Annotated in this window: 23 protein-coding genes; 12 read left to right on the plus strand and 11 right to left on the minus strand. The window is 71.1% G+C overall.

Features of this window, described 5'->3' with window-relative positions; all coding sequences use genetic code 11:
* Positions 1–2: 2 nt before the first annotated feature.
* From ABZ454_RS29890 to ABZ454_RS29910, 5 genes are all read right to left on the minus strand, one after another.
* Positions 3–803: an ABC transporter permease gene (locus ABZ454_RS29890; protein ID WP_356319600.1), complete on the minus strand. Its 801-nt coding sequence runs from the start codon at positions 801–803 to the stop codon at positions 3–5.
* On the minus strand, positions 803–1,729 hold the full coding sequence (locus tag ABZ454_RS29895; RefSeq protein ID WP_356319601.1) for an ABC transporter permease: 927 nt from the start codon (positions 1,727–1,729) through the stop codon (positions 803–805). The genes ABZ454_RS29890 and ABZ454_RS29895 overlap by 1 nt, the downstream gene beginning before the upstream one ends.
* Entirely contained in the window at positions 1,726–2,874 is a 1,149-nt protein-coding gene (locus ABZ454_RS29900; protein ID WP_359542577.1) for an ABC transporter ATP-binding protein, read from the minus strand. The genes ABZ454_RS29895 and ABZ454_RS29900 overlap by 4 nt, the downstream gene beginning before the upstream one ends.
* 73 nt (positions 2,875–2,947) lie before the next feature.
* Positions 2,948–4,195 (minus strand): spermidine/putrescine ABC transporter substrate-binding protein, encoded by a 1,248-nt coding sequence (locus ABZ454_RS29905; RefSeq protein ID WP_356319603.1) that lies wholly within the window; start codon positions 4,193–4,195, stop codon positions 2,948–2,950.
* A 43-nt stretch (positions 4,196–4,238) separates the two neighbouring features.
* On the minus strand, positions 4,239–5,753 hold the full coding sequence (locus ABZ454_RS29910) for a gamma-aminobutyraldehyde dehydrogenase (RefSeq protein WP_359542579.1): 1,515 nt from the start codon (positions 5,751–5,753) through the stop codon (positions 4,239–4,241).
* 206 nt (positions 5,754–5,959) lie between these two features.
* On the opposite strand from ABZ454_RS29910, the gene ABZ454_RS29915 reads away from it, so the two are divergent.
* Entirely contained in the window at positions 5,960–6,535 is a 576-nt protein-coding gene (locus ABZ454_RS29915; protein ID WP_359542581.1) for an NADAR family protein, read from the plus strand.
* 92 nt (positions 6,536–6,627) lie between these two features.
* Here the strand turns inward: ABZ454_RS29915 and ABZ454_RS29920 are convergent, their stop codons facing one another.
* Positions 6,628–7,398, minus strand: coding sequence for a hypothetical protein (locus ABZ454_RS29920; RefSeq protein WP_359542583.1), 771 nt, complete (start codon positions 7,396–7,398; stop codon positions 6,628–6,630).
* Positions 7,399–7,519: 121 nt separating this feature from the next.
* Here ABZ454_RS29920 and ABZ454_RS29925 point away from each other — a divergent pair, with 121 nt between their 5' ends.
* The 6 genes from ABZ454_RS29925 to ABZ454_RS29950 all read left to right on the plus strand — a co-directional run bounded on the left by ABZ454_RS29925 (position 7,520) and on the right by ABZ454_RS29950 (position 12,791).
* A complete protein-coding gene (locus ABZ454_RS29925) occupies positions 7,520–8,554 on the plus strand; it encodes an adenosine deaminase (protein ID WP_359542584.1) in 1,035 nt (344 codons plus the stop codon).
* Between the two features lie 24 nt (positions 8,555–8,578).
* Positions 8,579–9,292 (plus strand): glycerophosphodiester phosphodiesterase, encoded by a 714-nt coding sequence (locus ABZ454_RS29930; RefSeq protein ID WP_359542586.1) that lies wholly within the window; start codon positions 8,579–8,581, stop codon positions 9,290–9,292.
* 64 nt (positions 9,293–9,356) lie between these two features.
* A complete protein-coding gene (locus tag ABZ454_RS29935; protein ID WP_359542588.1) occupies positions 9,357–9,569 on the plus strand; it encodes a hypothetical protein in 213 nt (70 codons plus the stop codon).
* Positions 9,570–9,582: 13 nt separating this feature from the next.
* On the plus strand, positions 9,583–10,782 hold the full coding sequence (locus tag ABZ454_RS29940) for a histidine kinase (RefSeq protein ID WP_359542591.1): 1,200 nt from the start codon (positions 9,583–9,585) through the stop codon (positions 10,780–10,782).
* Positions 10,779–11,507, plus strand: a complete 729-nt coding sequence (locus tag ABZ454_RS29945; protein WP_356319611.1) for a response regulator transcription factor — start codon at positions 10,779–10,781, stop codon at positions 11,505–11,507. The genes ABZ454_RS29940 and ABZ454_RS29945 overlap by 4 nt, the downstream gene beginning before the upstream one ends.
* An 84-nt stretch (positions 11,508–11,591) precedes the next feature.
* A complete protein-coding gene (locus ABZ454_RS29950) occupies positions 11,592–12,791 on the plus strand; it encodes a serine hydrolase domain-containing protein (protein ID WP_359542595.1) in 1,200 nt (399 codons plus the stop codon).
* Between the two features lies 1 nt (position 12,792).
* Here the strand turns inward: ABZ454_RS29950 and ABZ454_RS29955 are convergent, their stop codons facing one another.
* From ABZ454_RS29955 to ABZ454_RS29965, 3 genes are all read right to left on the minus strand, one after another.
* A complete protein-coding gene (locus tag ABZ454_RS29955) occupies positions 12,793–13,338 on the minus strand; it encodes a hypothetical protein (protein ID WP_359542597.1) in 546 nt (181 codons plus the stop codon).
* A 54-nt stretch (positions 13,339–13,392) separates the two neighbouring features.
* On the minus strand, positions 13,393–14,556 hold the full coding sequence (locus tag ABZ454_RS29960) for a spermidine/putrescine ABC transporter substrate-binding protein (protein ID WP_359542642.1): 1,164 nt from the start codon (positions 14,554–14,556) through the stop codon (positions 13,393–13,395).
* A gap of 241 nt (positions 14,557–14,797) precedes the next feature.
* Positions 14,798–16,237 carry a gamma-aminobutyraldehyde dehydrogenase gene (locus tag ABZ454_RS29965; protein WP_356319614.1) on the minus strand — a complete coding sequence of 480 codons (1,440 nt, stop codon included), beginning with the start codon at positions 16,235–16,237 and terminating at the stop codon, positions 14,798–14,800.
* A gap of 178 nt (positions 16,238–16,415) precedes the next feature.
* Here ABZ454_RS29965 and ABZ454_RS29970 point away from each other — a divergent pair, with 178 nt between their 5' ends.
* The 5 genes from ABZ454_RS29970 to ABZ454_RS29990 all read left to right on the plus strand — a co-directional run bounded on the left by ABZ454_RS29970 (position 16,416) and on the right by ABZ454_RS29990 (position 21,597).
* On the plus strand, positions 16,416–16,907 hold the full coding sequence (locus ABZ454_RS29970) for an Lrp/AsnC family transcriptional regulator (RefSeq protein WP_356319615.1): 492 nt from the start codon (positions 16,416–16,418) through the stop codon (positions 16,905–16,907).
* A complete protein-coding gene (locus ABZ454_RS29975) occupies positions 16,892–18,271 on the plus strand; it encodes an aspartate aminotransferase family protein (RefSeq protein ID WP_356319616.1) in 1,380 nt (459 codons plus the stop codon). The genes ABZ454_RS29970 and ABZ454_RS29975 overlap by 16 nt, the downstream gene beginning before the upstream one ends.
* A gap of 254 nt (positions 18,272–18,525) precedes the next feature.
* Positions 18,526–19,263 (plus strand): ATP-binding cassette domain-containing protein, encoded by a 738-nt coding sequence (locus tag ABZ454_RS29980; RefSeq protein ID WP_356319617.1) that lies wholly within the window; start codon positions 18,526–18,528, stop codon positions 19,261–19,263.
* Positions 19,245–20,429 (plus strand): hypothetical protein, encoded by a 1,185-nt coding sequence (locus ABZ454_RS29985; RefSeq protein WP_359542602.1) that lies wholly within the window; start codon positions 19,245–19,247, stop codon positions 20,427–20,429. Before ABZ454_RS29980 ends, ABZ454_RS29985 begins: the two co-directional genes overlap by 19 nt.
* 67 nt (positions 20,430–20,496) lie before the next feature.
* Positions 20,497–21,597, plus strand: a complete 1,101-nt coding sequence (locus ABZ454_RS29990) for a Rossmann fold nucleotide-binding protein (RefSeq protein ID WP_356319647.1) — start codon at positions 20,497–20,499, stop codon at positions 21,595–21,597.
* Positions 21,598–21,663: 66 nt separating this feature from the next.
* On the opposite strand, the gene ABZ454_RS29995 is transcribed toward ABZ454_RS29990, so the two are convergent.
* Complete coding sequence (locus tag ABZ454_RS29995) at positions 21,664–22,689, minus strand: ABC transporter ATP-binding protein (protein ID WP_359542604.1); 1,026 nt, start codon at positions 22,687–22,689, stop codon at positions 21,664–21,666.
* Positions 22,690–22,691: 2 nt separating this feature from the next.
* Positions 22,692–24,305, minus strand: a complete 1,614-nt coding sequence (locus tag ABZ454_RS30000) for an iron ABC transporter permease (RefSeq protein WP_359542643.1) — start codon at positions 24,303–24,305, stop codon at positions 22,692–22,694.
* Between the last annotated feature and the right edge of the window lie 37 nt (positions 24,306–24,342).

Raw genomic sequence — 24,342 nt, forward strand, 5'->3', positions numbered from 1 at the left:
TTTCAGGGTCGTGCGTTCTTCCGCCGGTTGGTGATCAGCTGACCGGCGAGAACCACCAGGACCGCGATGACGAACATCGCCGTCCCGATGACGTTGATCTGTACGGGCGTGCCGCGCTGCGCCGAACCCCAGACGAACATGGGGAAGGTCACCGTGGAGCCCGCGTTGAAATTGGTGATGATGAAATCGTCGAAGGAGAGCGCGAAGGCGAGCAGCGCGCCCGCGGCGATTCCGGGCGCGGCGATCGGCAGGGTCACCCGCAGGAAGGTCTGCACCGGCCCGGCGTACAGATCGCGGGCCGCCTCCTCCAGTCTCGGATCCATCGACATGACGCGCGCCTTGACCGCCGTCACGACGAAGCTGAGGCAGAACATGATGTGCGCGATGAGGATCGTCCAGAAGCCCAGTCGCGCCCCCATGTTGAGGAACAGCGTGAGCAGCGAGGCGGCCATGACGACCTCGGGCATCGCCATCGGCAGGAAGATCAGCGAGTTGATCGCGCCGCGTGCCCGGAAGCGGTAGCGGACCAGGGCGAACGCGATCATCGTGCCGAGCACGGTCGCGCCGACCGTGGCCCAGACGGCGATCTGGAGCGAGAGCGAGAGCGAGCCGCACAGGTCGGCGACCCCGCAGGGGTCCTTCCAGGCGTCCACCGAGAAGCGCTGCCAGGAGTAGTTGAACCGCCCGTTGGGCTTGTTGAAGGAGAACACCATCACGACGATGTTCGGAAGGATCATGTAGGCGAGGGTCAGCAGACCCGCGATGACGATCAGATGGCGTCGCAGCCAGCGCAGTACGGGCATCAGACCAGGTCCTCCGTCCCGGAGCGGCGGATGTAGACGGTGACCACGATCAGGACGACCGCCATGAGGATGAACGAGAGCGCGGCCGCCGTCGGATAGTCGAGGACGCGCAGGAACTGGGTCTGGATGACGCTGCCGACCATCTTCGTGTCGGTGGAGCCCAGCAGTTCCGCGTTGACGTAGTCACCGCTGGCCGGGATGAAGGTCAGCAGGGTTCCGGAGACCACGCCGGGCATGGAGAGCGGGAACGTCACCTTGCGGAAGGTGGTGGCGGGGGTGGCGTACAGGTCCCCCGCGGCCTCGTGCAGCCGGCCGTCGATGCGCTCCAGCGAGGTGTACAGCGGCAGGATCATGAACGGCAGGAAGTTGTACGTGAGACCGCACACCACCGCCATCGGGGTGGCCAGCACCCGGTTGTTCTCGGTCCAGCCGAGCCAGCTGGTGACGTCCAGGACGTGCAGCGTGTTCAGTACGTCGACGACCGCGCCGCCGTCCGCGAGGATCGTCTTCCAGGCGAGCGTACGGATGAGGAAGCTGGTGAAGAACGGGGCGATGACCAGCACCAGCACCAGGTTGCGCCAGCGGCCGGCCTTGAACGCGATGAGGTAGGCGAGCGGGTAGCCGAGCAGCAGGCACAGGATCGTCGCGGTGCCCGCGTACAGCAGGGACCGGATGAACTGCGGGTAGTAGTCGGCCAGCGCGTCCCAGTACGTCCGGAAGTGCCAGGTGACCTCGAACCCCTTCTCCAGGGAGCCCGTCTGTACCGAGGTGGAGGCCTGGTAGACCAGCGGCAGGGCGAAGAAGACGACGAGCCACAGGATGCCGGGGAGCAGCAGCCAGTACGGGACGAGGCGCTTGCGGGTGGAGGGCTTGCGCACTTCCGGCTCGGTGGCGGGGGCCGGTGGTGCCTCCTTGGTCAGGCTCACGCCACGTCCTCCACCGTCTCCACACCGGCGTCGATGTCCTGGGCGGCGTCCAGGCCGAAGGTGTGCGCCGGATTCCAGTGCAGGACGACCTCGGCCCCGGGGGTGAGGCCTGTGCGGGATTCGACGTTCTGCTCGTACACGTGCAGCGCCTTGCCCGCCGGGCTCTCGACGACGTACTGCGTACTGACGCCGATGAAGCTGGAGTCGACGATCCTTCCGGTGACCCGGTTACGGCCCTCCGGTATCGCGTCGGCCTCGTCGGCGCGCGCGAGCGAGATCTTCTCCGGGCGGATGCCGAGCAGCAGCTTGCCGCCGTTCTCGGTCGGCCCCGCGCACCGGTCGGAGGGCAGCCGCAGCTTGCCGCCGCCGGCCGCCACGACGGTGTCCGTGCCCGTGGCGACGACCTCGCCCTCGATCAGGTTGGAGGTGCCCAGGAAGTTGGCGACGAACGTGGTCCGCGGGTTCTCGTACAGATCGGCGGGGGCGCCGAGCTGTTCTACCCGGCCGGCGTTCATCACCGCCACGGTGTCGGCCATGGTCATGGCCTCCTCCTGGTCGTGGGTGACGTGGATGAACGTGATGCCGACCTCGGTCTGGATGCGCTTGAGTTCGAGCTGCATCTGGCGGCGCAGCTTGAGGTCGAGGGCGCCGAGCGGTTCGTCGAGCAGCAGCACCTGCGGGTGGTTGATCAGGGCGCGGGCGACGGCGACGCGCTGCTGCTGGCCGCCGGAGAGCTGGTGGGGCTTGCGCTTGGCGAAGTCGCCGAGCTGGACGAGCTCCAGCATGTCCTCGACCTGCTTCTTCACCGATTTGATGCCGCGCCGGCGCAGGCCGAAGGCGACGTTCTCGGCGATGTCCAGGTGGGGGAAGAGCGCATAGCTCTGGAAGACCGTGTTGACGGGCCGCTTGTACGGGGGCAGGCCGGTGATGTCGCGGCCGCCGAGGGTGACGGTGCCGGTGGTCGCCTCCTCCAGGCCCGCGATCATCCGCAGGGTGGTGGTCTTGCCGCAGCCGGACGCGCCGAGCAGCGCGAAGAAGGAGCCCTGCGGGACGGTCAGATCGAGCGGCCGGACGGCGGCGAAGGAGCCGTACGTCTTGCTGATCCCGGTGAGGCGGACGTCGCCGCCTGTCTGCTGCTGTGTCATGGATCGCAGTCCCAGTGGTGTCAGAGGGAGATCAGGGGAGATCAGGGGTGATCGCGGGAGGAGGGGCGGGACGTCAGGCGCCGATGAGCTTGGCGAACTTCTCCTCGTACGCCGTCTCTTCCTCGGAGGTGAGGGAGCGGAAGGCGTGCGACTTCGCGGCCATCGCCTTGTCCGGGAGGATCAGCGTGTTGGCGGCCATCGCCTCGTCGATGCGGGCGAGTTCCTCGCGGACCCCGTCGACCGGGCAGACGTAGTTGATGTACGCGGCGAGCTGGGCGGCGACCGGGGGCTCGTAGTAGTAGTCCATGAGCTTCTCGGCGTTGGTCTTGTGCCGTGCCCCCGCCGGGATCAGCATGTTGTCGCTGGAGGTGATGTATCCGGCGGCCGGGATGGCGAACTTGATGTCCGGGTTGCCGGCCTGGAGCTGGATGATGTCGCCGGCCCAGGCGACACAGGCGGCGATGTCGCCCTTGTCGAGGTCGGCCGTGTAGTCGTTGCCGGTGAAGCGGCGTATCTGGTTCTTGTCGACGCCCTTCTGGATCCGGCCTATCGCGGCGTCGTAGTCGGCGTCCGTGAACTTCCCCGGGTCCTTGCCCATGTCGAGCAGGGTCATCCCGACGGAGTCGCGCATCTCGGAGAGGAAGCCGACCCGGCCCTTGAGCGTGGGGTCGTCGAGCAGCTGCGTCACGGAGTCGACCTTGCGGCCGCCGGTCGCCTTGGAGTTGTACGCGATGACGGTCGGGATGCCCGTCCAGGGGTAGGAGTGGGCGCGGCCGGGGTCCCAGTCGGGGGTGCGGAACTGGGGCGAGAGGTTGGCGAAGGCGTGCGGCAGGTTCGCCGGGTTCAGCTTCTGGGCCCAGCCGAGCCGGATGATGCGGGCGGCCAGCCAGTCGGTGACGATGATCAGGTCGCGGCCGGTGTCCTGGCCGGCCGCCAGCTGCGGCTGGATCTTCCCGAAGAACTCGACGTTGTCGTTGATGTCCTCGGTGTACTTCACCGTGATCCCGGTGCGTTTCGTGAACGCGTCCAGGGTGGGGCGGTGCTTCTCGTCCTCACTGACGTCCATGTACTCGGTCCAGTTGGAGAAGTTGATCCGCTTCTCCTTGGCCGAATGGTCGTCCGAGGCCGCCGCGCCGCCCTCCCGTTTGGCGGGCGGGATGCCGCACGCGCTCAGCGTCCCCAGACCGCCGAGCGCCAGCGCGCCCAGGCCAGAGGCGCGCAGCATCGACCGGCGGGTGAGGGCCCCCCTGCCGTTGGTCAGACTCCGTCGCATCGCGGCCAGCTGGGCCGCCGAGAGGCGCTCGGGCTCGTAACTCTCCATACGCGTTGCCCTTCCGGGTGGGTGTGCGGCCGGACCGGCCGGGTCATCGGTCCCCGAAGACCGTGCGGTGCCAGTCCTTCCGGGCGACCGCGGTGTTGTCGTACATGACGTGCTTGACCTGCGTGTACTCCTCGAAGGAGTACGACGACATGTCCTTGCCGAAGCCGCTGGCCTTGTATCCGCCGTGCGGCATCTCGCTGATGATCGGGATGTGGTCGTTGATCCACACGCAGCCCGCCTTGATCTCGCGGGTGGCGCGTCCCGCGCGGTACAGGTCGCGGCTCCAGGCGGAGGCGGCGAGTCCGTAGGGGGTGTCGTTGGCCAGCGCGATGCCCTCGTCGTCGGTGTCGAAGGGCAGCACGACCAGGACCGGGCCGAAGATCTCGGACTGGACGATCTCGCTGTCCTGCGCGGCCCCGGTGATCAGGGTCGGCCGGTAGTAGGCCCCGTCCGCCAGTTCGCCGCCGGGCGCCTCGCCGCCGGTGACGACGGTGGCGTAGGCGCGGGCGCGGTCGACGAAGCCGGCGACCCGGTCGCGCTGGGCGTGGCTGATCAGCGGGCCGAGGTCGGTCCGGGGGTCGAACGGGTCGCCGAGCCGGACGGTCTCCATCAGCGCGGCGACGCCCTGGACGAAGGCGTCGTGGAGCGGGCGCTGGACGTAGGCGCGGGTGGCGGCCGTGCAGTCCTGGCCGGTGTTGATGAGGGATCCCGCGACGGCTCCGTTGACCGCGGCCTCCAGGTCGGCGTCGTCGAAGACCACGAAGGGGGCCTTGCCGCCGAGTTCGAGGTGGAGGCGCTTGACGGTGGAGGTGGCGATCTCCGCCACGCGCTTGCCGACGGCCGTGGAGCCGGTGAACGAGGTCATCACGACGTCCGGGTGGCCGACGAGGTGTTCGCCCGCGTCCTTGCCCGCGCCGGTGACGACGTTGATCACGCCGTCCGGGATGCCTGCCTCGGTGGCCGCCTGCGCGAACATCAGCGAGGTCAGGGGGGTGATCTCGGCGGGCTTGAGCACGATGGTGTTGCCGGCGGCGATGGCCGGGAGGACCTTCCAGGCGGCCATCTGGAGCGGGTAGTTCCAGGGGGCGATGGAACCGATGACACCGATCGCCTCACGTCGTACGTACGAGGTGTGGTCGCCGTCGTACTCACCGGCGGACTTCCCCTCCAGATGGCGGGCGGCGCCGGCGAAGAAGGAGGTGTTGTCGACCGTGCCGGGGACGTCGAACTCGGTGGAGAGCTTGAGCGGCTTGCCGCACTGGAGGGACTCCGCGTACGCGAAGTCGTCCGCCTGCTCGGCGAGGACGGCGGCGAAGCGGTGCATGGCCTCGGACCGCTCGGCCGGAGTGGCTCCGGACCAGCCGGGGAACGCCTCGCGCGCCGCGGCGACCGCCGCGTCCACGTCGGCGGTCCCGGCCAGCTCGTAGGTGTGGACGGTGTCGCCGGTGGCCGGATTCACGACCGCGTGCCTGCGCCCTGATGTGCCGGACCGCAGTCTTCCGCCGATGTACTGCGCGCCGTCCGCGAAACGGTCCTGTACCTGGAAGCTGTTGCCCATCACGCTCTCCTCCGCCGCTGCCCCGCAGACCGGGGGCGGCGTAGCTTCTGCTCGATTTGAGTGCCGATCCTGACAGAGGGGACTGAGCCCAACAAGTGATTCCGTTGTTGCCTTTTGGTTACGCGACGGAATCTGTCGACCATGTGTCGCGTCGTCCGGGAATTACCCGTACGGAGTGTCAGTGGCGGATGCCACACTCACCTGTCATGGAACACATCGGGGATGTCCGGGATGTCGGTGCGCTCGTGTCGCGGGCCGGCGGGGGCGACAGGGTGAAGTACCTGCTGTTCTGGGGACACCGCCCGCGCCCGGACGGCCGGATCGGTGCGAGCTGCCTCAGTCAGTGGTGGCCGTCGCCGTTCACGGTCGACGGGGTGACGTACGCGTCGGCCGAGCACTGGATGATGAGCGGCAAGGCGAGGCTGTTCGGTGACGCGGAGGCCGCGGAGCGGGCGGTGACGGCCAAGAGCCCCGCCGAGGCGAAGAAGGTGGGCCGGCTGGTCCGCGGTTTCGACGCCGCCCTCTGGGAGCGCGAGCGGTACGACCTGGTGGTGGCCGGCAGCGTCCACAAGTTCGGCCAGAACCCGGAGCTGGGCGGCTTCCTGCTGGGCACGGGGGACCGGGTGCTGGTGGAGGCGAGCCCGATGGACCGGATCTGGGGCATCGGGCTCGCGGCGGACGATCCGCGTGCGGAGGATCCGGCGACGTGGCGGGGCCTGAATCTGCTGGGGTTCGCGCTGATGGAGGCCCGGGCCGCGCTGCGGGACGAGGGGACGGCATAGGAAACGGCCCGTGGGGCCGCGGGGTGTGCCCCACGGCCCCACGGGCCGCTGACCGTCCGGCCGCTATCGGGCGGCGCCCGGTACCGGAGTCGTCATCGCGCGTCGTCGACGACCAGGGACGTTCCGTAGGTGTCGTCATACGTGCCGTCGTCGAACTCGTCCGCGTGCGAGACGAAGAGCCAGATGAGGCCTCCGATGATGATGACGCCGATGGCTATCCCTATCGACCCCAGGATGACCCCGGCCAGCGCCTGCCCGCCGTTGTCCGCCTCACCGCGTCCGGCCCGCTTGCGGCCGATGATGCCGAAGATCAGCGCGAGCGTCCCCAGGACGACACTGGGGATGCCGTAGACGCAGAAGAGGCAGATGGCCAGGATCCCCAGCACCATCGCCGCCGTGCCCATGCCGTTCGACGGCCCGGTCGCTCCCCATACGGGCTGACCGCCGTAGCCCGGGTAGCCGCCGTACTGCGGGGCCTGCGGGGCCGGGTAGCCGTACTGCGACTGCGGCGGGGCCGGGTAGCCGTACTGACCCACGGGCTGCGGGGCCGCCGGCCCGGGGCCGTTCGGTCCGAGCGGCGGTGGCGGCACCGGCCCGGGGCCCTGCCAGGGATCGGCGACGGCCGGCTGCCCCTGGTCGGGGGGACCGTAACCGACGGTGGGCGCCGGGCCCGTCCCCGCACTCGGCGCCGATATGACCGTCTGCTGGTCGTGCACCGCCGACGGGCGGGGATCCACGGGCGCGCCGTCCGGCTGCGGGCGGGGATCCACGGGGTTCTTGTCCAACGGCACCTTGTTGTCCGGTGGAGCCCACGGATCGCGCGGCGCGGACCCGTCCGCGGGGCGTTCTGAGCTGTCTGGCATGGGCCTCCCCCATCGTGATGCCCGTCATGCTACGGGCCGCCCCCGTCTTACGATGACTCCCGTCCCCTGCCCGGTCCCCGACGTACCGGGCCCCGCGCCACTCCCGTCCCCGGAGGAACCGATGACCGACCTGCACCCCTTCATCGCGGGGCTGCCCAAGGCCGAGCTCCATGTCCACCATGTCGGTTCGGCCTCGCCCCGCATCGTCGCCGAACTGGCCGCTCACCACCCCGACTCCAAGGTCCCCACCGACCCCGAGGCGCTGGCCGACTACTTCTCCTTCACCGACTTCGGCCACTTCATCGACGTGTACCTCTCGGTCGTCGACCTGATCCGTAACCCGGAGGACGTCCGTCTGCTGACGTTCGAGGTCGCCCGCGACATGGCGCGCCAGAACATCCGTTACGCGGAACTGACCGTCACCCCGTTCTCCTCCACCCGCCGCGGCATCCCCGAGCAGGCCTTCATGGAAGCCATAGAGGACGCCCGCAAGGCCGCCGAGTCCGAACTCGGGGTCGTCCTGCGCTGGTGCTTCGACATTCCCGGCGAGGCCGGTCTCATGGCCGCCGAGGAGACCACCCGGCTCGCCGTGGACCTGCGGCCGGAGGGGCTCGTCTCCTTCGGCCTCGGCGGCCCCGAGATCGGCGTGGGCCGGCCGCAGTTCAAGCCCTACTTCGACCGGGCGATCGCCGAGGGCCTGCACTCCGTGCCGCACGCCGGGGAGACCACGGGACCGCAGACCGTCTGGGACGCGCTGACCTCGCTGCGCGCCGAGCGCATCGGCCACGGCACCAGTTCGGTGCGCGACCCGAAGCTGCTGGCCCATCTCGCCGAGCACCGCATCGCGCTGGAGGTGTGCCCCACCTCCAACATCGCGACCCGGGCGGTCGCCGACATCGAGCAGCACCCGGTCAGGGAGATGGTGGAGGCCGGTGTCCTGGTCACCATCAACAGCGACGACCCGCCCATGTTCGGCACCGACCTCAACAACGAGTACGGGGTGGCCGCCCGCCTCCTGGACCTCGACGAGCGAGGTCTCGCCGCGCTCGCGAAGAACGCCGTCGAGGCGTCCTTCCTCGACGCGGCCGGCAAGCGCACGCTGTCCGCGGAGATCGACACGTACACGGCGAACTGGCTGGAGCGCATCGGCCGGTGACCCCTCGGTGGTGACAATGGCCCCATGACCACCGCCGCCACCCCTGTCACCGCCGTCGCCCACCGCGGCGATCCGTACCGTGTCCGTGAGAACACCCTGCCCTCGATCCGCTCCGCCCTCGAACGGGGGGCGGACGCGGTCGAGGTCGATGTCCGGGTCACCCGAGACGGAGTTCCGGTCCTGCTGCACGACGCCACTTTGGAGCGGCTGTGGGGTCATGACCTGCGGCTGGACCGGCTCACCCATCAGGAGCTGACCGGGCTGACCGGGGGCGCGGTGCCGACCCTGCGCGAGGCGCTGCTCGCCGCCGGGGCGCACCGCGTCATGCTCGATCTGCCGGGCTCCACCGACGCGTCCGTACGGACGACCGTGGGTGTGGTCCGCGAGTGCGGGGCCGGTGAGCGTGTCTACTACTGCGCGGGGCCCGAGGCGATGCTGAGGGTGCGGGCGGCCGACCCGTCCGCCGAGATCGCGATGACCTGGACGACGCTCGCGCCGCCCCGGGCGCCGCTGCTGGAGGCGGTGCGGCCGCGCTGGCTGAACTACCGGTTCGGCCTGGTGAGCCGGGAGCTGACGGACCGCAACCACCGGGACGGGCTGCTGGTGTCGGCGTGGACGGCGGACACCGGCCGCACGATGCGCCGGCTGATCCGGCAGGGCGTGGACTCCATCACCACCAACCGGATCGACGTCCTGCACAAGGTCATCCGCAACTCCGGGGACACTGAAGGGGCTTGACCGGTCCGGCATCATGGACGGGAGCGCCTCGCCCCGATCCCGGGCCGCCACCAAGGAGCCAGACGTGACCGCCCCCCGCAGCAACGCCCCTTTGGTCCGGGTCACTTCCGGCGTGTCCCGCGACGCCCGCGTCCACCACCACCGGCCCGGCGGCAAGGGCCACGTCCCGGTGGGCCGGGCGGCGGGCGAGCGGGTGGGGGCGGCCCCACATGCCGCACCCGACGCCCCCGGCGCGTCCACCGGCCACGACCCGGCCGTCTTGGCGCGAAAGCCCTGACGGCGCCGCCCCGATGCGCCTACGAGACATCACGGCCCGCGCGCGGCGGGCCGGCCCCCGCACCGTCGACCTGCTCATCGCGCTGCTGGTCCAGGCGGCGGTGACCATGCCGTTCGTCGTCCCGCGCGCCCCGGAACTGCCGGACGCGACATGGACGGCGTACGGACTGACCACCCTGATGGTGCTGCCCCTGGTCGCCCGACGCCGGGCGCCGGTCACGGTCCTCATCATCGTGCTCGCGGTCGGCGCTGTGTACCGGTTCGCCGTCGAGGGGCCGGGGCAGCCACTCCCGTACACCGGCCTCGTGGCGTTCTACACGGTGGCCGAACTCTCCTCGCCGCCGAAGCGGACCGTGATCGCGATGCTCACCGCGCTGGCGGTGCTGGTCTCGGTCGGGCTCGACAGCGACGCCCTGCGGGAGCTCCTCTTCTCCCTCTTCGTGTTCGGCGCGGCCTACGCCTTCGGCCGGTTCGCCGTGACGCGCAAGGCCTATCTGCGGGCGGTGGAGGACCGGGCGCGTCATCTGGAGCTGACGCACCGCATCGAGGCGGAGCAGGCCGCGGCCCGCGAACGGGCCCGGATCGCCCGGGAGATGCACGACATCCTGTCCCATGCGGTGAGCCTGATGATCGTGCAGGCGGAGGCCGGACCGGTGGCGGTGCGCACGGCGCCGGAGCGTGCGGAGGCGGCCTTCGACGCGATCTCGGAGACGGGCCGCGACGCGATGGTGCAGCTGCGCCACATGCTCGGTGTACTGCGCGAGGACGCGGGCTCACCGGACGCGCCGCGCGAGCCGCAGCCCGCGCTGGACGGGCTGCCCGGCCTGGTGGAACGGGTCCGCGCGGGCGGTCCCGCGGTCTCGTACGAGGTCACGGGCACCCCCCGGCCGCCCGGCCTGGCGGTCGAGGCCACGGTCTACCGGATCGTGCAGGAGGCCCTGACGAACGTGGTCAGGCATGCGGACGCGACCTCGGTACGGGTGCGGCTGGAGCACGGGCCCGACGCGCTGACCCTCACGGTCACCGATGACGGACGCGGCCCCGGGGGCGGTTCCGGGCTCGGGCTCACCGGCATCCGGGAGCGCGCCGCCGCGCACGGCGGCACGGCCCGCACCGGTCCCGGCCCGGACGGCCGGGGCTTCCGGGTCGGAGTGACGATTCCGCACCCGCTGCCGGCCCCGGAACGAGGACGACGAGGAGGAGTGGGACAGTGACGATCCGCGTGGTGGTGGCCGATGACCAGGAGCTGGTGCGCAGCGGCTTCGCGATGATCCTGGACGCGCAGCCGGACATCGAGGTGGTGGCCGAGGCCGGCGACGGCGCCGCGGCGGTCGAGGCGGTGCGGCGGCTGGCTCCCGAGGTGGCGCTGCTCGACATCCGGATGCCCGGCACGGACGGCATCGAGGCCTGCCGCGCCATCACGTCCGGCAGTGACTGCCGGACGGTCATGCTGACCACGTTCGACTCGGACGAGTACGTCTACGAGGCGCTGCACGCGGGTGCGAGCGGTTTCCTCCTCAAGGACGTGCGCCGGGACGACCTGGTGCACGCGGTACGGGTGGTGGCGGCCGGGGACTCGCTGCTGGCGCCTTCGGTGGCCCGCCGGCTGGTCGCCGCGTACACCTCCCGGCCGCCGGCCGCGGCGGTGGACCCGTCGGCGCGCCTGGACGTGCTGACCACGCGGGAACACGAGACGTTGCTCCATCTGGCGCGCGGGCTGTCGAACGCGGAGATCGCGGCCGCGCTGGTCGTGAGCGAGCACACGGTGAAGACGCACGTCGGCAACGTGCTGTCCAAGCTGGGCCTGCGCGACCGGATCCAGGCGGTGATCTGCGCGTACGAATGCGGTGTCGTCTCTCCCTCCGCCGAGGGAGGGCCCGGGGCCTCCTCCCCCGCACAGGGGAGGAGGTCTCCCTCCGGGAAACCCCCGCACGGGTGATCCGCCGGGGCGCTCGGATCAACAGGATGGATTCCGAAAGCAGTTGAGGACTCCACCGGAATCCACGCCCAGGAGGCACCGGACATGAACGCCCGTACGTCCCGCACAGCCATCGCAGCCGCCCTGCTCCTCGGCCTCGCCGCGGGCCCCGTCGCACCGGCCATGGCGGCGGCCGCCTCCCCGGCGGCGGGCCGGGCCGCCCAGCGGTCGCCGAGCGTCGGAGCACCGGAGGCCGAGGCGCTGCGGGCCGCGATCAGCGGGCTCCCGTCGGACGACGCCACGGCCGCACTGGTGCGCGTCTCGGGCACCGGGGGTGTCTGGCGGGGCAGCGCCGGCGTCCACGACCTGGCGTCAGGGCGGCCGGCGGACCCGGCCGGGCGCTTCCGGGTCGGTTCGGTGACCAAGGTGTTCACGGCGGCCGTGGTGCTCCAGCTGGCCGGCGAGGGCAGGATCGCTCTGGACCGTCCGGCCCGGCACTACCTGCCGGACCTGATCCCGGCGGCGTACGGGAAGGTCACGGTGCGCCAGCTGCTGAACCACACGAGCGGCATCCCGTCCGTGGACCCGGGCAACGGCGACACGCTGGAGGACTGGTACGCGCACCGCTTCGACCTGATCGACCCGGCGGACGTCGTGCGCACGGCCACGGCACACCGGCCTGACTTCGCGCCCGGCACCCAGCAGCACTACGCCAACATCGGCTACACCGTGGCGGGCCTGCTCATCGAGCGGGTCACCGGTGACTCGTACGCCTCGCAGGTCTCGCGCCGCGTCCTGGAGCCGCTGCGGCTGAAGGACACCTACTTCCCGGGCGACGATCCGTCGATACGCGGCCGGCACAACCACGGCTACCAGGTCTTCGGCACGGATGACGAGCTCCGCGACGTGACGGTCTGGGGGGCGAGCGACGCCTGGGCGGCGGGGGACCTGATCTCGACCACCGCCGATCTGGAGCGGTTCACCCGGGCGCTGTTCGGCGGGCGGCTGGTGCGTGGCCCGCTGCTGGAGGAAATGTTCACGCTCCCCGACGCCTCGGTGCGGGAGTACGGCACGGGCAAGCCCGCCGCCTTCAGCGCGGGTCTCTCCGTGATGACGCTGGGCGGACGCGAGGTCTGGGGCAAGACGGGTGGCCGCTGGGGCTACAACACGGCCGTCGCCGGCACCCGTGACCTCTCCCGGACCCTCGTCTACAGCGTCAACTCCACGGACGCGAAAGGCAGTGACATGAATGCCACGGCGCTGAACATAGTGGTGGCCGCCTTCGGCGCCCCGTCCGCCAAGTGAGTCAGACCGCCGGAGCGGTCTCCTGGGCGGGCACCCGCTCCGGTGTCCGCTCCATGGCCTCCAGCCGCTTGATCTCGCGGTGCACGATCAGCAGCGGGATCACGCCGAAGACGCCGAACGACATGTCGATGACCGACCACCAGAAGGGGATGTCGCGGATCGGTCCGCAGATCAGTGCGAGGGGAATGATCCCGGCGCACGCGATCATGCCGAACTCGACGACCCAGATGTTGCGGACCGGATCGCGGTAGGGACCGTAGAAGGCGACCGCGATGACGAGGTGGGCGAAGGCCAGCCAGTCGGTCCCGTAGAGGACGAAGGGATGGGAGGCGTCGGCCTCGTCCAGACCGGTCCGGACGCGGGTGATCCACTCCATCAGGGCCGGGAAGTGCTCGGGGACGGGCGAGGCCGGGGAGCTCAGCAGGTCCTCGGCCCAGCGCAGTTCGTGGACGAGCGGGAAGGCGGTCAGCCCGCTCAGCACCAGACAGACGATGAAGACGGCCAACCACACGCGTATACGCCTCCGCAGGGCGCGTCGCTCGCTCATGTCCGCAGCGTACGCCCGCGTTCACCGGCCCTTCACGGTGCCCGGGAGGCGACTTCACAAGCCGACGACGGCATTCCACTTCTTGGCGAACTCGGTGCGCTCCTCGGAGGTGATGTCACGGGCGATGGCCAGCCGTTCGCGCATCTCGTCGTCGGGGAAGATCAGCGGGTCCTCGGCGAGGGCGGCGCTCTCCTCGTCCTTGGCGGAGGCCAGTACGTCGCGGGCGGCGGGGACCGGGCAGACGTAGTTGACCCAGGTGGCGAGCTCGGCGGCGACCTCGGGTTCGTAGTAGTAGTCGACGAGCTTCTCCGCATTGCGCTTGTGGCGGGCGAGGTTGGGAATCATCAGCGATTCCGCCCACAGCTCGGCGCCTTCCTCGGGCACCACGAACTCGATGTCGGGGTTGTCCGCCTGGAGCTGGATGACGTCGCCGGAGTACGCCTGGCAGGCGAGCACGTCCCCGGTGGAGAGGTCCTTGATGTAGTCGTTGCCGGTGAAGCGACGGATGTGCCTGCTGTTCACCAGCTTCTCCACCTGGTCGCAGACGTCGTAGAAGTCGTCGCGCCGCCAGCGGGTGATGTCGACGCCGTTGCCCTGCATCAGCAGGGCGAAGGACTCGTCGAGCCCGGACAGCAGCGTGACCCTGCCGCGCAGGTCGTGCGCCCACAGGTCGCTCGTGTGCCTGATCTCCCGGCCGAGCTTCTCGCGGTTGTACGCGATGCCGGTGATGCCCGACTGCCAGGGCACGCTGTGCATCCGGCCGTCGTCGAAGGCGGGCGAGCGCAGTTGCGGGTCGAGATACTTCGTCACGTTGGGCTGCTGGGCCCGGTCCATCTCCTGGACCCAGCCGAGCCGGACGAACCGCGCGGCCATCCAGTCGCTGATGACGACCAGGTCGCGGCCGGTCTGCTGGTGGTTCATCAGGGCCGGGCTGATCTTGCCGAAGAACTCGTCGTTGTCGTTGATCTCCTCGGTGTACGTGACGGAGATCCCGGTCCGTTCGCCGAACGCGTCGAGGGTGGGCCGCTTCGACTCGTCCTCGTCGTCGGTGTCGATGTAGAGCGGCCAGTTGGCGAAGTGCAGGGTGTGATCGCGCGCGGAGTCGTCGCGTCCGGCGCGGTCGCCCGGCTCCACGTAGGCGGCGGGCACTCCGCAGCCGGCCAGCGCGGCGCCGGCCGCACCCGCCCCGAAGGCGCGGAGCAGGGACCGGCGGGACATGGGGTGGTTCGGGGTCGCTCGCACCTGCGCAGGATGCCGGTCGGCCGGCGCGGCGGGCAATGGACCAACCGTCCAGCGGTGCCCGCCCTCCCCGCACACCCTGTCGAGGAGGGCGGGGAGGGCGGGCGAGGGCGGCCGGGCGAGGACGGGCGGCCGGGGGCGGGGACGGGATGCGGAAACGGCCCCGGGGCTGAGGAGCGCCCGGGGCCGTGTCCGTACCGCGTACCGCGTACCGCGACGGTCAGCCGTCGAGCGAGGTCATGACGTGCTTGATGCGGGTGTAGTCCTCGAAGCCGTAGGCGGAGAGGTCCTTGCCGTAGCCGGACTTCTTGAAGCCGCCGTGCGGCATCTCGGCGACGAGCGGGATGTGGGTGTTGATCCACACGCAGCCGAAGTCGAGGTTCTTGGACATCCGCATGGCGCGGGCGTGGTCCTTGGTCCAGACGGAGGAGGCCAGCGCGTACTCGACGCCGTTCGCCCACTCCAGGGCCTGGGCCTCGTGCGCGAAGGACTGGACGGTGATGACCGGGCCGAAGACCTCGTTCTGGATGATCTCGTCGTCCTGCTTGAGCCCGGAGACGACGGTCGGGGCGTAGAAGTAGCCCTTCTCGCCCACCCGGTGGCCGCCGGCCTCGACCTTGGCGTGGGCGGGGAGGCGCTCGATGAAGCCGCTGACCTGGGCGAGCTGGTTGGCGTTGTTGAGCGGGCCGTAGAGCACGTCCTCGTCGTCCGGGTGCCCGGTCTTCGTGTCGGCGGCGGCCTTGGCCAGCGCGGTGACGAACTCGTCGTGGATCGACTCGTGGACGAGCACCCGGGTCGCGGCCGTGCAGTCCTGGCCGGCGTTGAAGTAGCCGGCGACCGAGATGTCCTCCACGGCCTTGGCGATGTCGGTGTCCTCGAAGACGACGACGGGCGCCTTGCCGCCGAGCTCCAGGTGGACCCGCTTGACGTCCTTGGCTGCGGACTCGGCGACCTGCATGCCGGCCCGGACCGAACCGGTGATGGAGGCCATGGCCGGGGTCCGGTGCTCGACCATCGCGCGGCCGGTGTCACGGTCGCCGCAGATGACGTTGAAGACGCCCTTCGGCAGGATCTGCCCGATGATCTCGGCGATCAGCACGGTGGACGCCGGGGTGGTGTCGGACGGCTTGATGACGACGGTGTTGCCCGCGGCGAGCGCCGGGGCGAACTTCCACACGGCCATCATCATCGGGTAGTTCCACGGCGCGACCTGCGCGCAGACGCCGACCGGCTCCCGGCGGACGATGGAGGTCAGACCCTCCATGTACTCGCCGGCCGAGCGGCCCTCCAGCAGCCGGGCGGCACCCGCGAAGAAGCGGATCTGGTCCACCATCGGCGGGATCTCTTCGGTACGGGTCAGCCCGACCGGCTTGCCGGTGTTCTCGGACTCGGCCGCGATAAGGTCCTCGGCACGCGCCTCGAAGGCGTCCGCGATCTTCAGCAGGGCGCGCTGGCGCTCGGCGGGCGTGACGTCGCGCCAGGCGGGGAAAGCGGCGGCAGCGGCCTCCATGGCGGCATCGACGTCGGCCTCGCCGGACAGCGGGGAGGTCGCGTAGACCTCCTCCGTCACCGGGTTGACCACATCGATGGTCCGCCCGTCGGCGGCGTCCCGGAACTCTCCGTTGATGTAGTTGCGCAGACGGCGCACCTCGGTGGTCACAACCACCCCTCCTGTCGACACGTCCAATGGGTGAGACGTCCAGCCTAGCCGCATGGGTAACGTTCTCGACATACCCAACCGCCGCGAACTTCGGATTCAGTGAGATTGGAGCCGCTCAACAACGAATTTCATCGATTGAGGGTTGCGAGACAGACGAGTCCCGGTGCAGAGTGGCTCCGTGGCCAGTCGCAGCGCAGACTCCAGGACCGGGAACGGATCGTCCCCAGCGGTCGATGCCGTGTCCCTCGCAATCATCGAGCAGCTCCAGGAGGACGGACGTCGTCCGTACGCCGCGATCGGCAAGGCCGTGGGCCTCTCCGAGGCGGCTGTGCGCCAGCGCGTGCAGAAGCTGCTCGACCAGGGCGTGATGCAGATCGTCGCCGTCACGGACCCCCTCACCGTGGGGTTCCGGCGGCAGGCGATGGTCGGGATCAACGTCGACGGCGACCTCGACCCCGTCGCGGAGGCCCTGTCGGCCATGACCGAATGCGAGTACGTGGTGATGACCGCGGGCTCCTTCGACCTGATGGTGGAGATCGTCTGCGAGGACGACGACCACCTGCTGGAGACGATCAACAAACGCATCCGGGCCCTGCCCGGTGTGCGCTCCACCGAGAGCTTCGTCTACCTCAAGCTCAAGAAGCAGACCTATATGTGGGGAACCCGATAGCCGTGAGCAAGGACCTCAGCCGGACCGCGTACGACCACCTGTGGATGCACTTCACCCGCATGTCGGACTACGAGAACGCGCCCGTTCCCACCATCGTGCGTGGCGAGGGCACCTACATCTACGACGACCAGGGCAAGCGGTACCTCGACGGGCTGTCCGGCCTGTTCGTGGTCAACGCCGGCCACGGCCGTCACGAGCTCGCCGAGGCCGCGTACAAGCAGGCTCAGGAACTGGCCTTCTTCCCGGTGTGGTCCTACGCCCACCCGAAGGCCGTCGAGCTGGCCGAGCGCCTCGCCGACTACGCCCCGGGCGACCTGAACAAGGTCTTCTTCACCACCGGTGGCGGCGAGGCCGTCGAGACCGCCTGGAAGCTGGCCAAGCAATACTTCAAGCTCAAGGGCAAGCCGACCAAGTACAAGGTCATCTCGCGTGCGGTCGCCTACCACGGCACCCCGCAGGGCGCCCTGTCCATCACCGGCCTGCCGGCTCTCAAGGCCCCCTTCGAGCCGCTGGTCCCCGGCGCGCACAAGGTGCCGAACACCAACATCTACCGCGCCCCGATCCACGGTGACGACCCGGAGGCCTTCGGCCGCTGGGCCGCCGACCAGATCGAGCAGGAGATCCTCTTCGAGGGCCCCGAGACCGTCGCCGCCGTCTTCCTGGAGCCGGTGCAGAACGCCGGCGGCTGTTTCCCGCCGCCGCCCGGCTACTTCCAGCGCGTGCGCGAGATCTGCGACCAGTACGACGTGCTGCTCGTCTCGGACGAGGTCATCTGCGCCTTCGGCCGCCTCGGCACGATGTTCGCCTGCGACAAGTTCGGCTACGTGCCGGACATGATCACCTGCGCCAAGGGCATGACCTCGGGCTACTCGCCGATCGGTGCCTGCATCGTCTCGGACAAGCTCGCCGAGCCGTTCTACGAGGGCGACAACACCTTCCTGCACGGCTACACCTTCGGCGGCCACCCGGTGTCCGCGGCGGTCGGGCTCGCCAACCTCGACATCTTCGAGCGCGAGGGCCTCAACCAGCACGTCCTCGACAACGAGAACGCCTTCCTCACCACCCTCCAGAAGCTGCACGACCTGCCGATCGTCGGCGACGTCCGCGGCAACGGCTTCTTCTACGGCATCGAGCTGGTGAAGGACAAGGCCACGAAGGAGACCTTCACCGACGAGGAGACCGAGCGCGTCCTGTACGGCTTCCTCTCCAAGGCGCTGTACGACAACGGCCTGTACTGCCGGGCCGACGACCGTGGCGACCCGGTCGTCCAGCTCGCGCCGCCGCTGGTCTCCGACCAGTCCACGTTCGACGAGATCGAGGGCATCCTGCGGTCCGTCCTGACGGAGGCCTGGACGAAGCTCTGACCGAGAGCCGGACGGCCCAACGGCCGACACCGGCTTGACCACCGCTTGACCGTCCCACGACGGCCTCCCGGTGGCCCTCCCCCACGGTCCACACGGCCCGGATGCGCCCATTCGAGTGGGAAGAAGCGCACCCGGGCCGCGTGCTGTGCGCACACCGCGATCCGAATCCTTACGGTGCCGAGTGACCGATCGGCCCCGCCTTCGTTCCCCCGTACGGGGGAACGGGATATCTGATCTGAACCGAGGTGTACGCCATGGTGGCCCCGCCGGACAACGACGTGATCTGGGCGCGTTCCCTGCAGCACTCCCACAACGGCTCACCCGCGCTCGGCGGAGTCTCCCTGGGCATCCGCGACGGCGAGATCCTCGCGGTGACCGGCCCGCGCGGCAGCGGCAAGACCACCCTGCTGCACTGCCTCTCCGGCCAGCTCGTGCCCCAGCAGGGCGAGGTGTGGTTCAACAGCGTCCCCGTCCACACCATGGGCCCGCGGCTGCGGGAGCGGCTGCGCCGCGACAAGTTCGGCTGGATCGCCCCCGAACCCCAGCTCGTCCCGGAACTGAACACCTGGGAGAACACCGCCCTGCCCCTGCTGCTGCGCGGCACCTCGCCCCGGGAGGCCAAGAAGGCCGCCATGGAGTGGCTGGAGCGCCTCGACATCGGCATGTGCGCGCGGAAGCGGCCGCACACCCTCCAGCAGAGCCAGCGGCAGCGGATCGCGGTCGCCCGCGCACTGGCCGCCGCGCCCGCGGTGATCTTCGCCGACGAGCCGACCGCGACGCTGCACCGCACCGACCGCGCTCATGTGCTGCGCACCCTCACGAGCGCGGCCCGCTCGCACGGCATCACGGTGGTGCTCGCCACACACGACGCGGAGATCGCCGCGCTCGCCGACCGCGTGGTGCCGCTGCTGGACGGACGCCGGGTCGCCACGGTCGCCCTGCCCGCAGTCACCGATGCGGAGGGCCGCGCGGCGTGCTCGCTCTCCGTCTAGCCCGCGGTTCCCATCCGCTGGTCCTGCTGCGGCGGCTGCTGGTCGCGGCCGCCTCCGCCGGGGTCGGCTTCCTCCTGCTGTGCACACTCGGCTACGCCTCGGGGCACCCCGCGCATTCCGCCGGTTCCCTGCTGCGGCTGCTGTGGTGCTTCGTGCCGCTGGCCGCCACGGTGCAGTTCGCGGTCGCGGTGGCGCGTACGGACCCGAGCACCCGGCCACGCGCCGGACTGTCCGCCGTGGGCCTGGGACCGGTGCGCCTCAGTGTGCTCGCCGCGGTCTCCACCGCCGTCTCGTGCACCCTCGGCTCGATGGTGGCGCTGCTCCTCTTCCTCCACCTGCGCGGCGACCTGTCCGGACTGCCGTTCGACGGCGCGGCGGCCGGGCTGCTCGGCGCCGAGGCACCGCTGCCGCCGGCCGCCGTCCTCGTCCTGCTGGCCCTGGTGCCCGCGGTCGCCGCGACCGCGAGCGCGCTGGCGCTGCGCGCCAGGCCGGTGCGGGCCGCGGACACCCCGGAGGACGCCGAGGAGCTGGTACCCGAGGAGCGCATCCCGGCCCCGGCCGCGCCCCCCGCCGGGCTGCCGTGGGGCGTGGCCCTGACAGCGGCCGGACTCGCCGTCGAGGCGTACGCGAACCGCGGCGCCCCCGGCAGCCCCTTCCCGCTCCCCGGCAAGCTCGACTCCACACCCGCGTGGGTACTCGTCGGATGGACCCTGACGGCCATCGGCCTGGCGACGGCCGGCCCGGGTCTCACGCACCTGAGCGGGCGCCTGCTCCAGGCGGCGCGTCCCGGAGCCGTACGCCTGCTGGCGGGCCGGGTCCTGATGGACGAGGCGCAGCGGATCGGCCGGCCGCTGGGGGTCGTCTGCGCGGTCCTCTCCGCGATCGTCGCCGCGGTCGCGCTGTACGGCACGGGAGCGAGGCCCTTCGGTCCGCTCACCGCGCTGGGCGCCGTACTCGTCATCGGCTGCACCACCGCGACGCTCCTGACGTCGGCGCTGGAAGCGAAGCAGGCCCGCGCCGAGACGGCTCGGGCGCTGCTGCGGCTCGGCGCACCGGCGTCGGCGCTGCGCGCGGCCACAGCGTTGCGCGCGGCCGTACTGCTGCTCGTCTTCGCCCCGCTGACCTGGGCGATCGCCGAGCTGGCCGCACTGCCGCTGACCGCCTGAGCGGCCCGGCCGGGGAGCGTCCCCGGCCGGTCCGTAGCATGAGGGCGTGGAGAGCCCGGAAGACAGCATGCCCGCACCCGGCGCCGAGATCGAGTCGCTCGCCGCGTTCGACGCGGCGGTCGCCGCCGGCTCACTGGCCAACCTGCGCGTCCAGTCCGTCGATCTGACGGGCCGCAGCGCGGCGCTGCTGGCCTCGGACACCTCCGGCGCCGTCTTCCTCGGCTGCCCGATGGAGCCGGCAGCGGCCGACAAGGTGCGGGCCGACGGCGCGTTCGTCTTCCCCCCGGTGCCCGGTCTCCCCTTCGATCCGTACCGCGGCATGCTCTACTCCCCCGACTCCCTCTACGACGGGCTGGCGCGAGGCGGTTACGAGGCGACGCCTGACGCCCGCGCCTACCGGTGGTTCAGCCGCACCCGCTCGGACGGCGACCCCTTCGCCTCGATGCTGCGCGCGCTCCACGACGACGCCATCTCCGACGCGCTGGACGAACTCCTCACCGGGGCGCGGGTGGTCGGCGTGATGGGCGGCCACGCGACGCCCCGCGGCAGCGCCCCGTACGCGGCGGCGGCCCGCCTCGGCAGGACCCTGGCCCGCGGCGGCCTGACCGTGGCCACCGGCGGCGGCCCGGGCGCGATGGAGGCGGCGAACCTCGGCGCCTACGCGGCCCCGCACCCGGACGCGATGCTGGACAAGGCCTGCGAACTCCTGGGCGCCGTCCCCTCGTTCACCCCGTCGGTCACCGACTGGGCGCTGGCCGCGTTCGCCGTGCGGGAGCGCTGGCCGGACGGCGGCGACTCCGTGGCGGTCCCCACGTGGTTCTACGGCCACGAGCCGCCGAACCCGTTCGCCGGCAGCATCGCCAAGTACTTCACCAACGCCCTGCGCGAGGACGGGCTGCTGGCCCGCTCGACCGCGGGCGTGATCTTCCTGCCGGGCGCGGCCGGCACCGTCCAGGAGATATTCGACAGCACCACCCCGAACTACTACGGCTCACGCGGTGAACCGTCCCCGATGGTGCTGGTCGGCCGCGATCACTGGACCCGGGAACTGCCCGCGTGGCCACTGCTCCGGGCCCTCGCGGCGGACCGGCCGATGGAGTCCCGCATCGCCCTCGTCGACACGGTGGAGGAAGCGCCCGGGGCGCTCGCACGGCTGTCGGCGCAGTAGCCCCCGTGCGAGGCGGCCCTCCGCCGCCGGCGCGGGCCCCCGCCCGGCGACGGCCTTCCCGTCCGCTCAGAAGAGTGCGGGCAGCACGACGCTCTCCGCCGCGGCGAAGGTGACGCCGACCCGCGCTCCCTCGTCCGGAGTGCTGTGCAGCGGGCACTCCGCGTCCAGGACCGGACCGTGCTCCGGGTGCAGTTTCACGGCGACGTGGTTGCCGCGGAAGGTGCGCGCTCCCACGATGCAGCGCAGGCCGTCCTGCGGACCACCGACGAGCACTCCGGCCGGACGCACCAGCAGGTCGCACGCCCCCTGCGGTGACCCGGCCGGCACCGGCACCTCGCCCCAGTCCGTCTCGGCGGCCTCACCGGTGACCAACGCCTCCACCACGTTGTCGAAGCCCAGGAAGCGGGCGACGAAGGCGGAGGCGGGGCGCTGCCAGACCTCCAGGGGCGTGCCCACCTGGGCGATGCGTCCGTCGCGCATCACGACGACCCGGTCGGCGAGCGCGAAGGCCTCCCCCTGGTCGTGGGTGACGGCGAGCACCGTCGTACCGAGTCGGCCGAAGAGCGCGCGGAGTTCGACGACGAGTCGTTCGCGCAGACCGCGGTCCAGCTGGCCCAGGGGTTCGTCCAGCATCAGCAGCCTGGGCCGGGGGGCGAGGGCACGGGCGAGGGCGACGCGCTGCTGTTCACCGCCCGAGAGCGCGGCGACGGCCCGGCGTTCGGCACCTGGCAGGCCCACCAGTTCGAGGAGTTCGGCGACCCTGCGGTCCTGCTCGCTCCGGCTCACCCCGCGCATCCGCAGCCCGAAGGCGACGTTGGCGCCGACGTCACGGTGCGGGAACAGCTGGTGGTCCTGGAACATCAGGCCGAGCCCGCGCCGGTGCACCGGCACACCGTCCTGGTCCGCGCCGTCGAGCAGCACCCGTCCGCCGTCGGCCTGGTGGAGTCCGGCCACGACCCTCAGCAGCGTCGACTTCCCGCTGCCGCTCGGCCCCAGCACACAGACGATCTCGTGGTCGGCGACCTCCAGGTCCACGGCGTCGAGCGCCGCACGGTCACCGAAGCGCACGGTGGCCGATTCCAGTGTCAGCATCTCTAGAACTCCCCGGATCGGTCGGCGCGGATACGTTCGAGCAGCAGCAGCGACACCGCGCACACGAGCATCAGAATGGTGCTGAGCGCCATCGCCTGGCCGTAGTTGAGCTCACCGGACCGGCCCAGCAACCGGGCGACGGCCACCGGAAGGGTGGGGTTGTCGGGCCGCGCGATGAAGACGGTGGCCCCGAACTCGCCGAGCGACACGGCGAACGCGAAGCCGGCGGCGACCAGCAGCGCCCGGCGCACCAGCGGCAGGTCCACCTCGCGCCAGGCCCGCAGCGGCGAGGCGCCGAGCACCGCGGCCGCCTCGCGCAGCCTCCCGTCCACCGCTCTGAGGACCGGCAGCATGGTGCGTACGACGAAGGGCACCCCGACCAGCGCCTGGGCGAGCGGCACCAGGATCCAGGAGGTCCGCAGGTCCAGCGGGGGTTCGTCGAGGGTGATCAGGAAGCCGAAGCCGACGGTGACGGCGGAGACGCCGAGCGGCAGCATCAGCAGCGCGTCGAAGCCCCGGACGAGCCGGCCCGCCTTCCGGGTGAGGGCGACCGCGGCCAGTCCGCCGACGACCAGCGCGATGAGGGTGGCGACCAGCGCGTAGCGCAGTGAGTTGCCGATCGCCTCGATGGGCGCGACCAGGAACGTTCCGCTGTTCGTCTCCGCCGAGGCCAGTGCGCGGTAGTAGGCGAGGCCATGGCCGCCGGACACGTCGAGCGACCGCTCCACCAGCACGGCGAGCGGCAGCACGATCAGCAGCAGCACGGTCAGCAGCACCCCGCCGAGCAGCGCCCACTGCCCCGCACCGCGCGGCCTGCGGGCCGTCTGCGCCGGATCGACGAGTTTCAGCGCGGTTTCCCTGCGCCGCACGGTCCAGGCGTGCACGGCGAGGACGGCGCCGACCGCGACGAACTGCACCAGCGTCAGCACGGCGGCCGTGGGCAGGTCGAGCAGTTGCGCGGTCTGCCGGTAGATCTCCACCTCCAAGGTGGAGAAGCCGGGACCGCCGAGGATCTGGACGACGCCGAACGAGGTGAAGGTAAAGAGGAAGACCATCAGGGCGGCGGCGGCGACGGCGGGGCCGAGCGCGGGCAGGGTGACGCGCCGGAAGGCGGCGAACCGACCCGCGCCGAGCACCCGCGCGGCCTCTTCCTGCCGTGGGTCGAGCTGCGACCAGAGCCCGCCGACGGTGCGTACGACGACCGCGTAGTTGAAGAAGACGTGGGCCAGCAGGATCGCCCACACCGTGGTGTCCAGCCGTACGCCCCACAGCTCGTCGAGGAAGCCGCCACGGCCCAGCAGCGCGAGGAACGCGGTCCCGACGACGACGGTCGGCAGCACGAACGGCACGGTCACGACCGCCCGCAGCAACTGCTTGCCGGGGAAGTCGAACCGGGCGAAGACATACGCGCCGGGCAGCGCGATCAGCAGGGTCAGCGCGGTCGAGGCGAGGGCCTGCCAGAGCGTGAACCAGAGAACGTCCCCGATGTCCGGCCGGCTCAGCACCTCGCCGAACCGCCCGAACTGCCACACCCCGCCGGCCTTCAGCCCGCGTCCGACGATGGCGGCGACGGGATAGGCGAAGAACAGCGCGAAGAACGCGACGGGGACGGCCATCAGGCCGAGCCGCACCGCGCCCCCGCGCAGCGACCGG

This window comes from Streptomyces sp. NPDC005803, assembly GCF_040630435.1.
Taxonomy (GTDB): Bacteria; Actinomycetota; Actinomycetes; order Streptomycetales; family Streptomycetaceae; genus Streptomyces.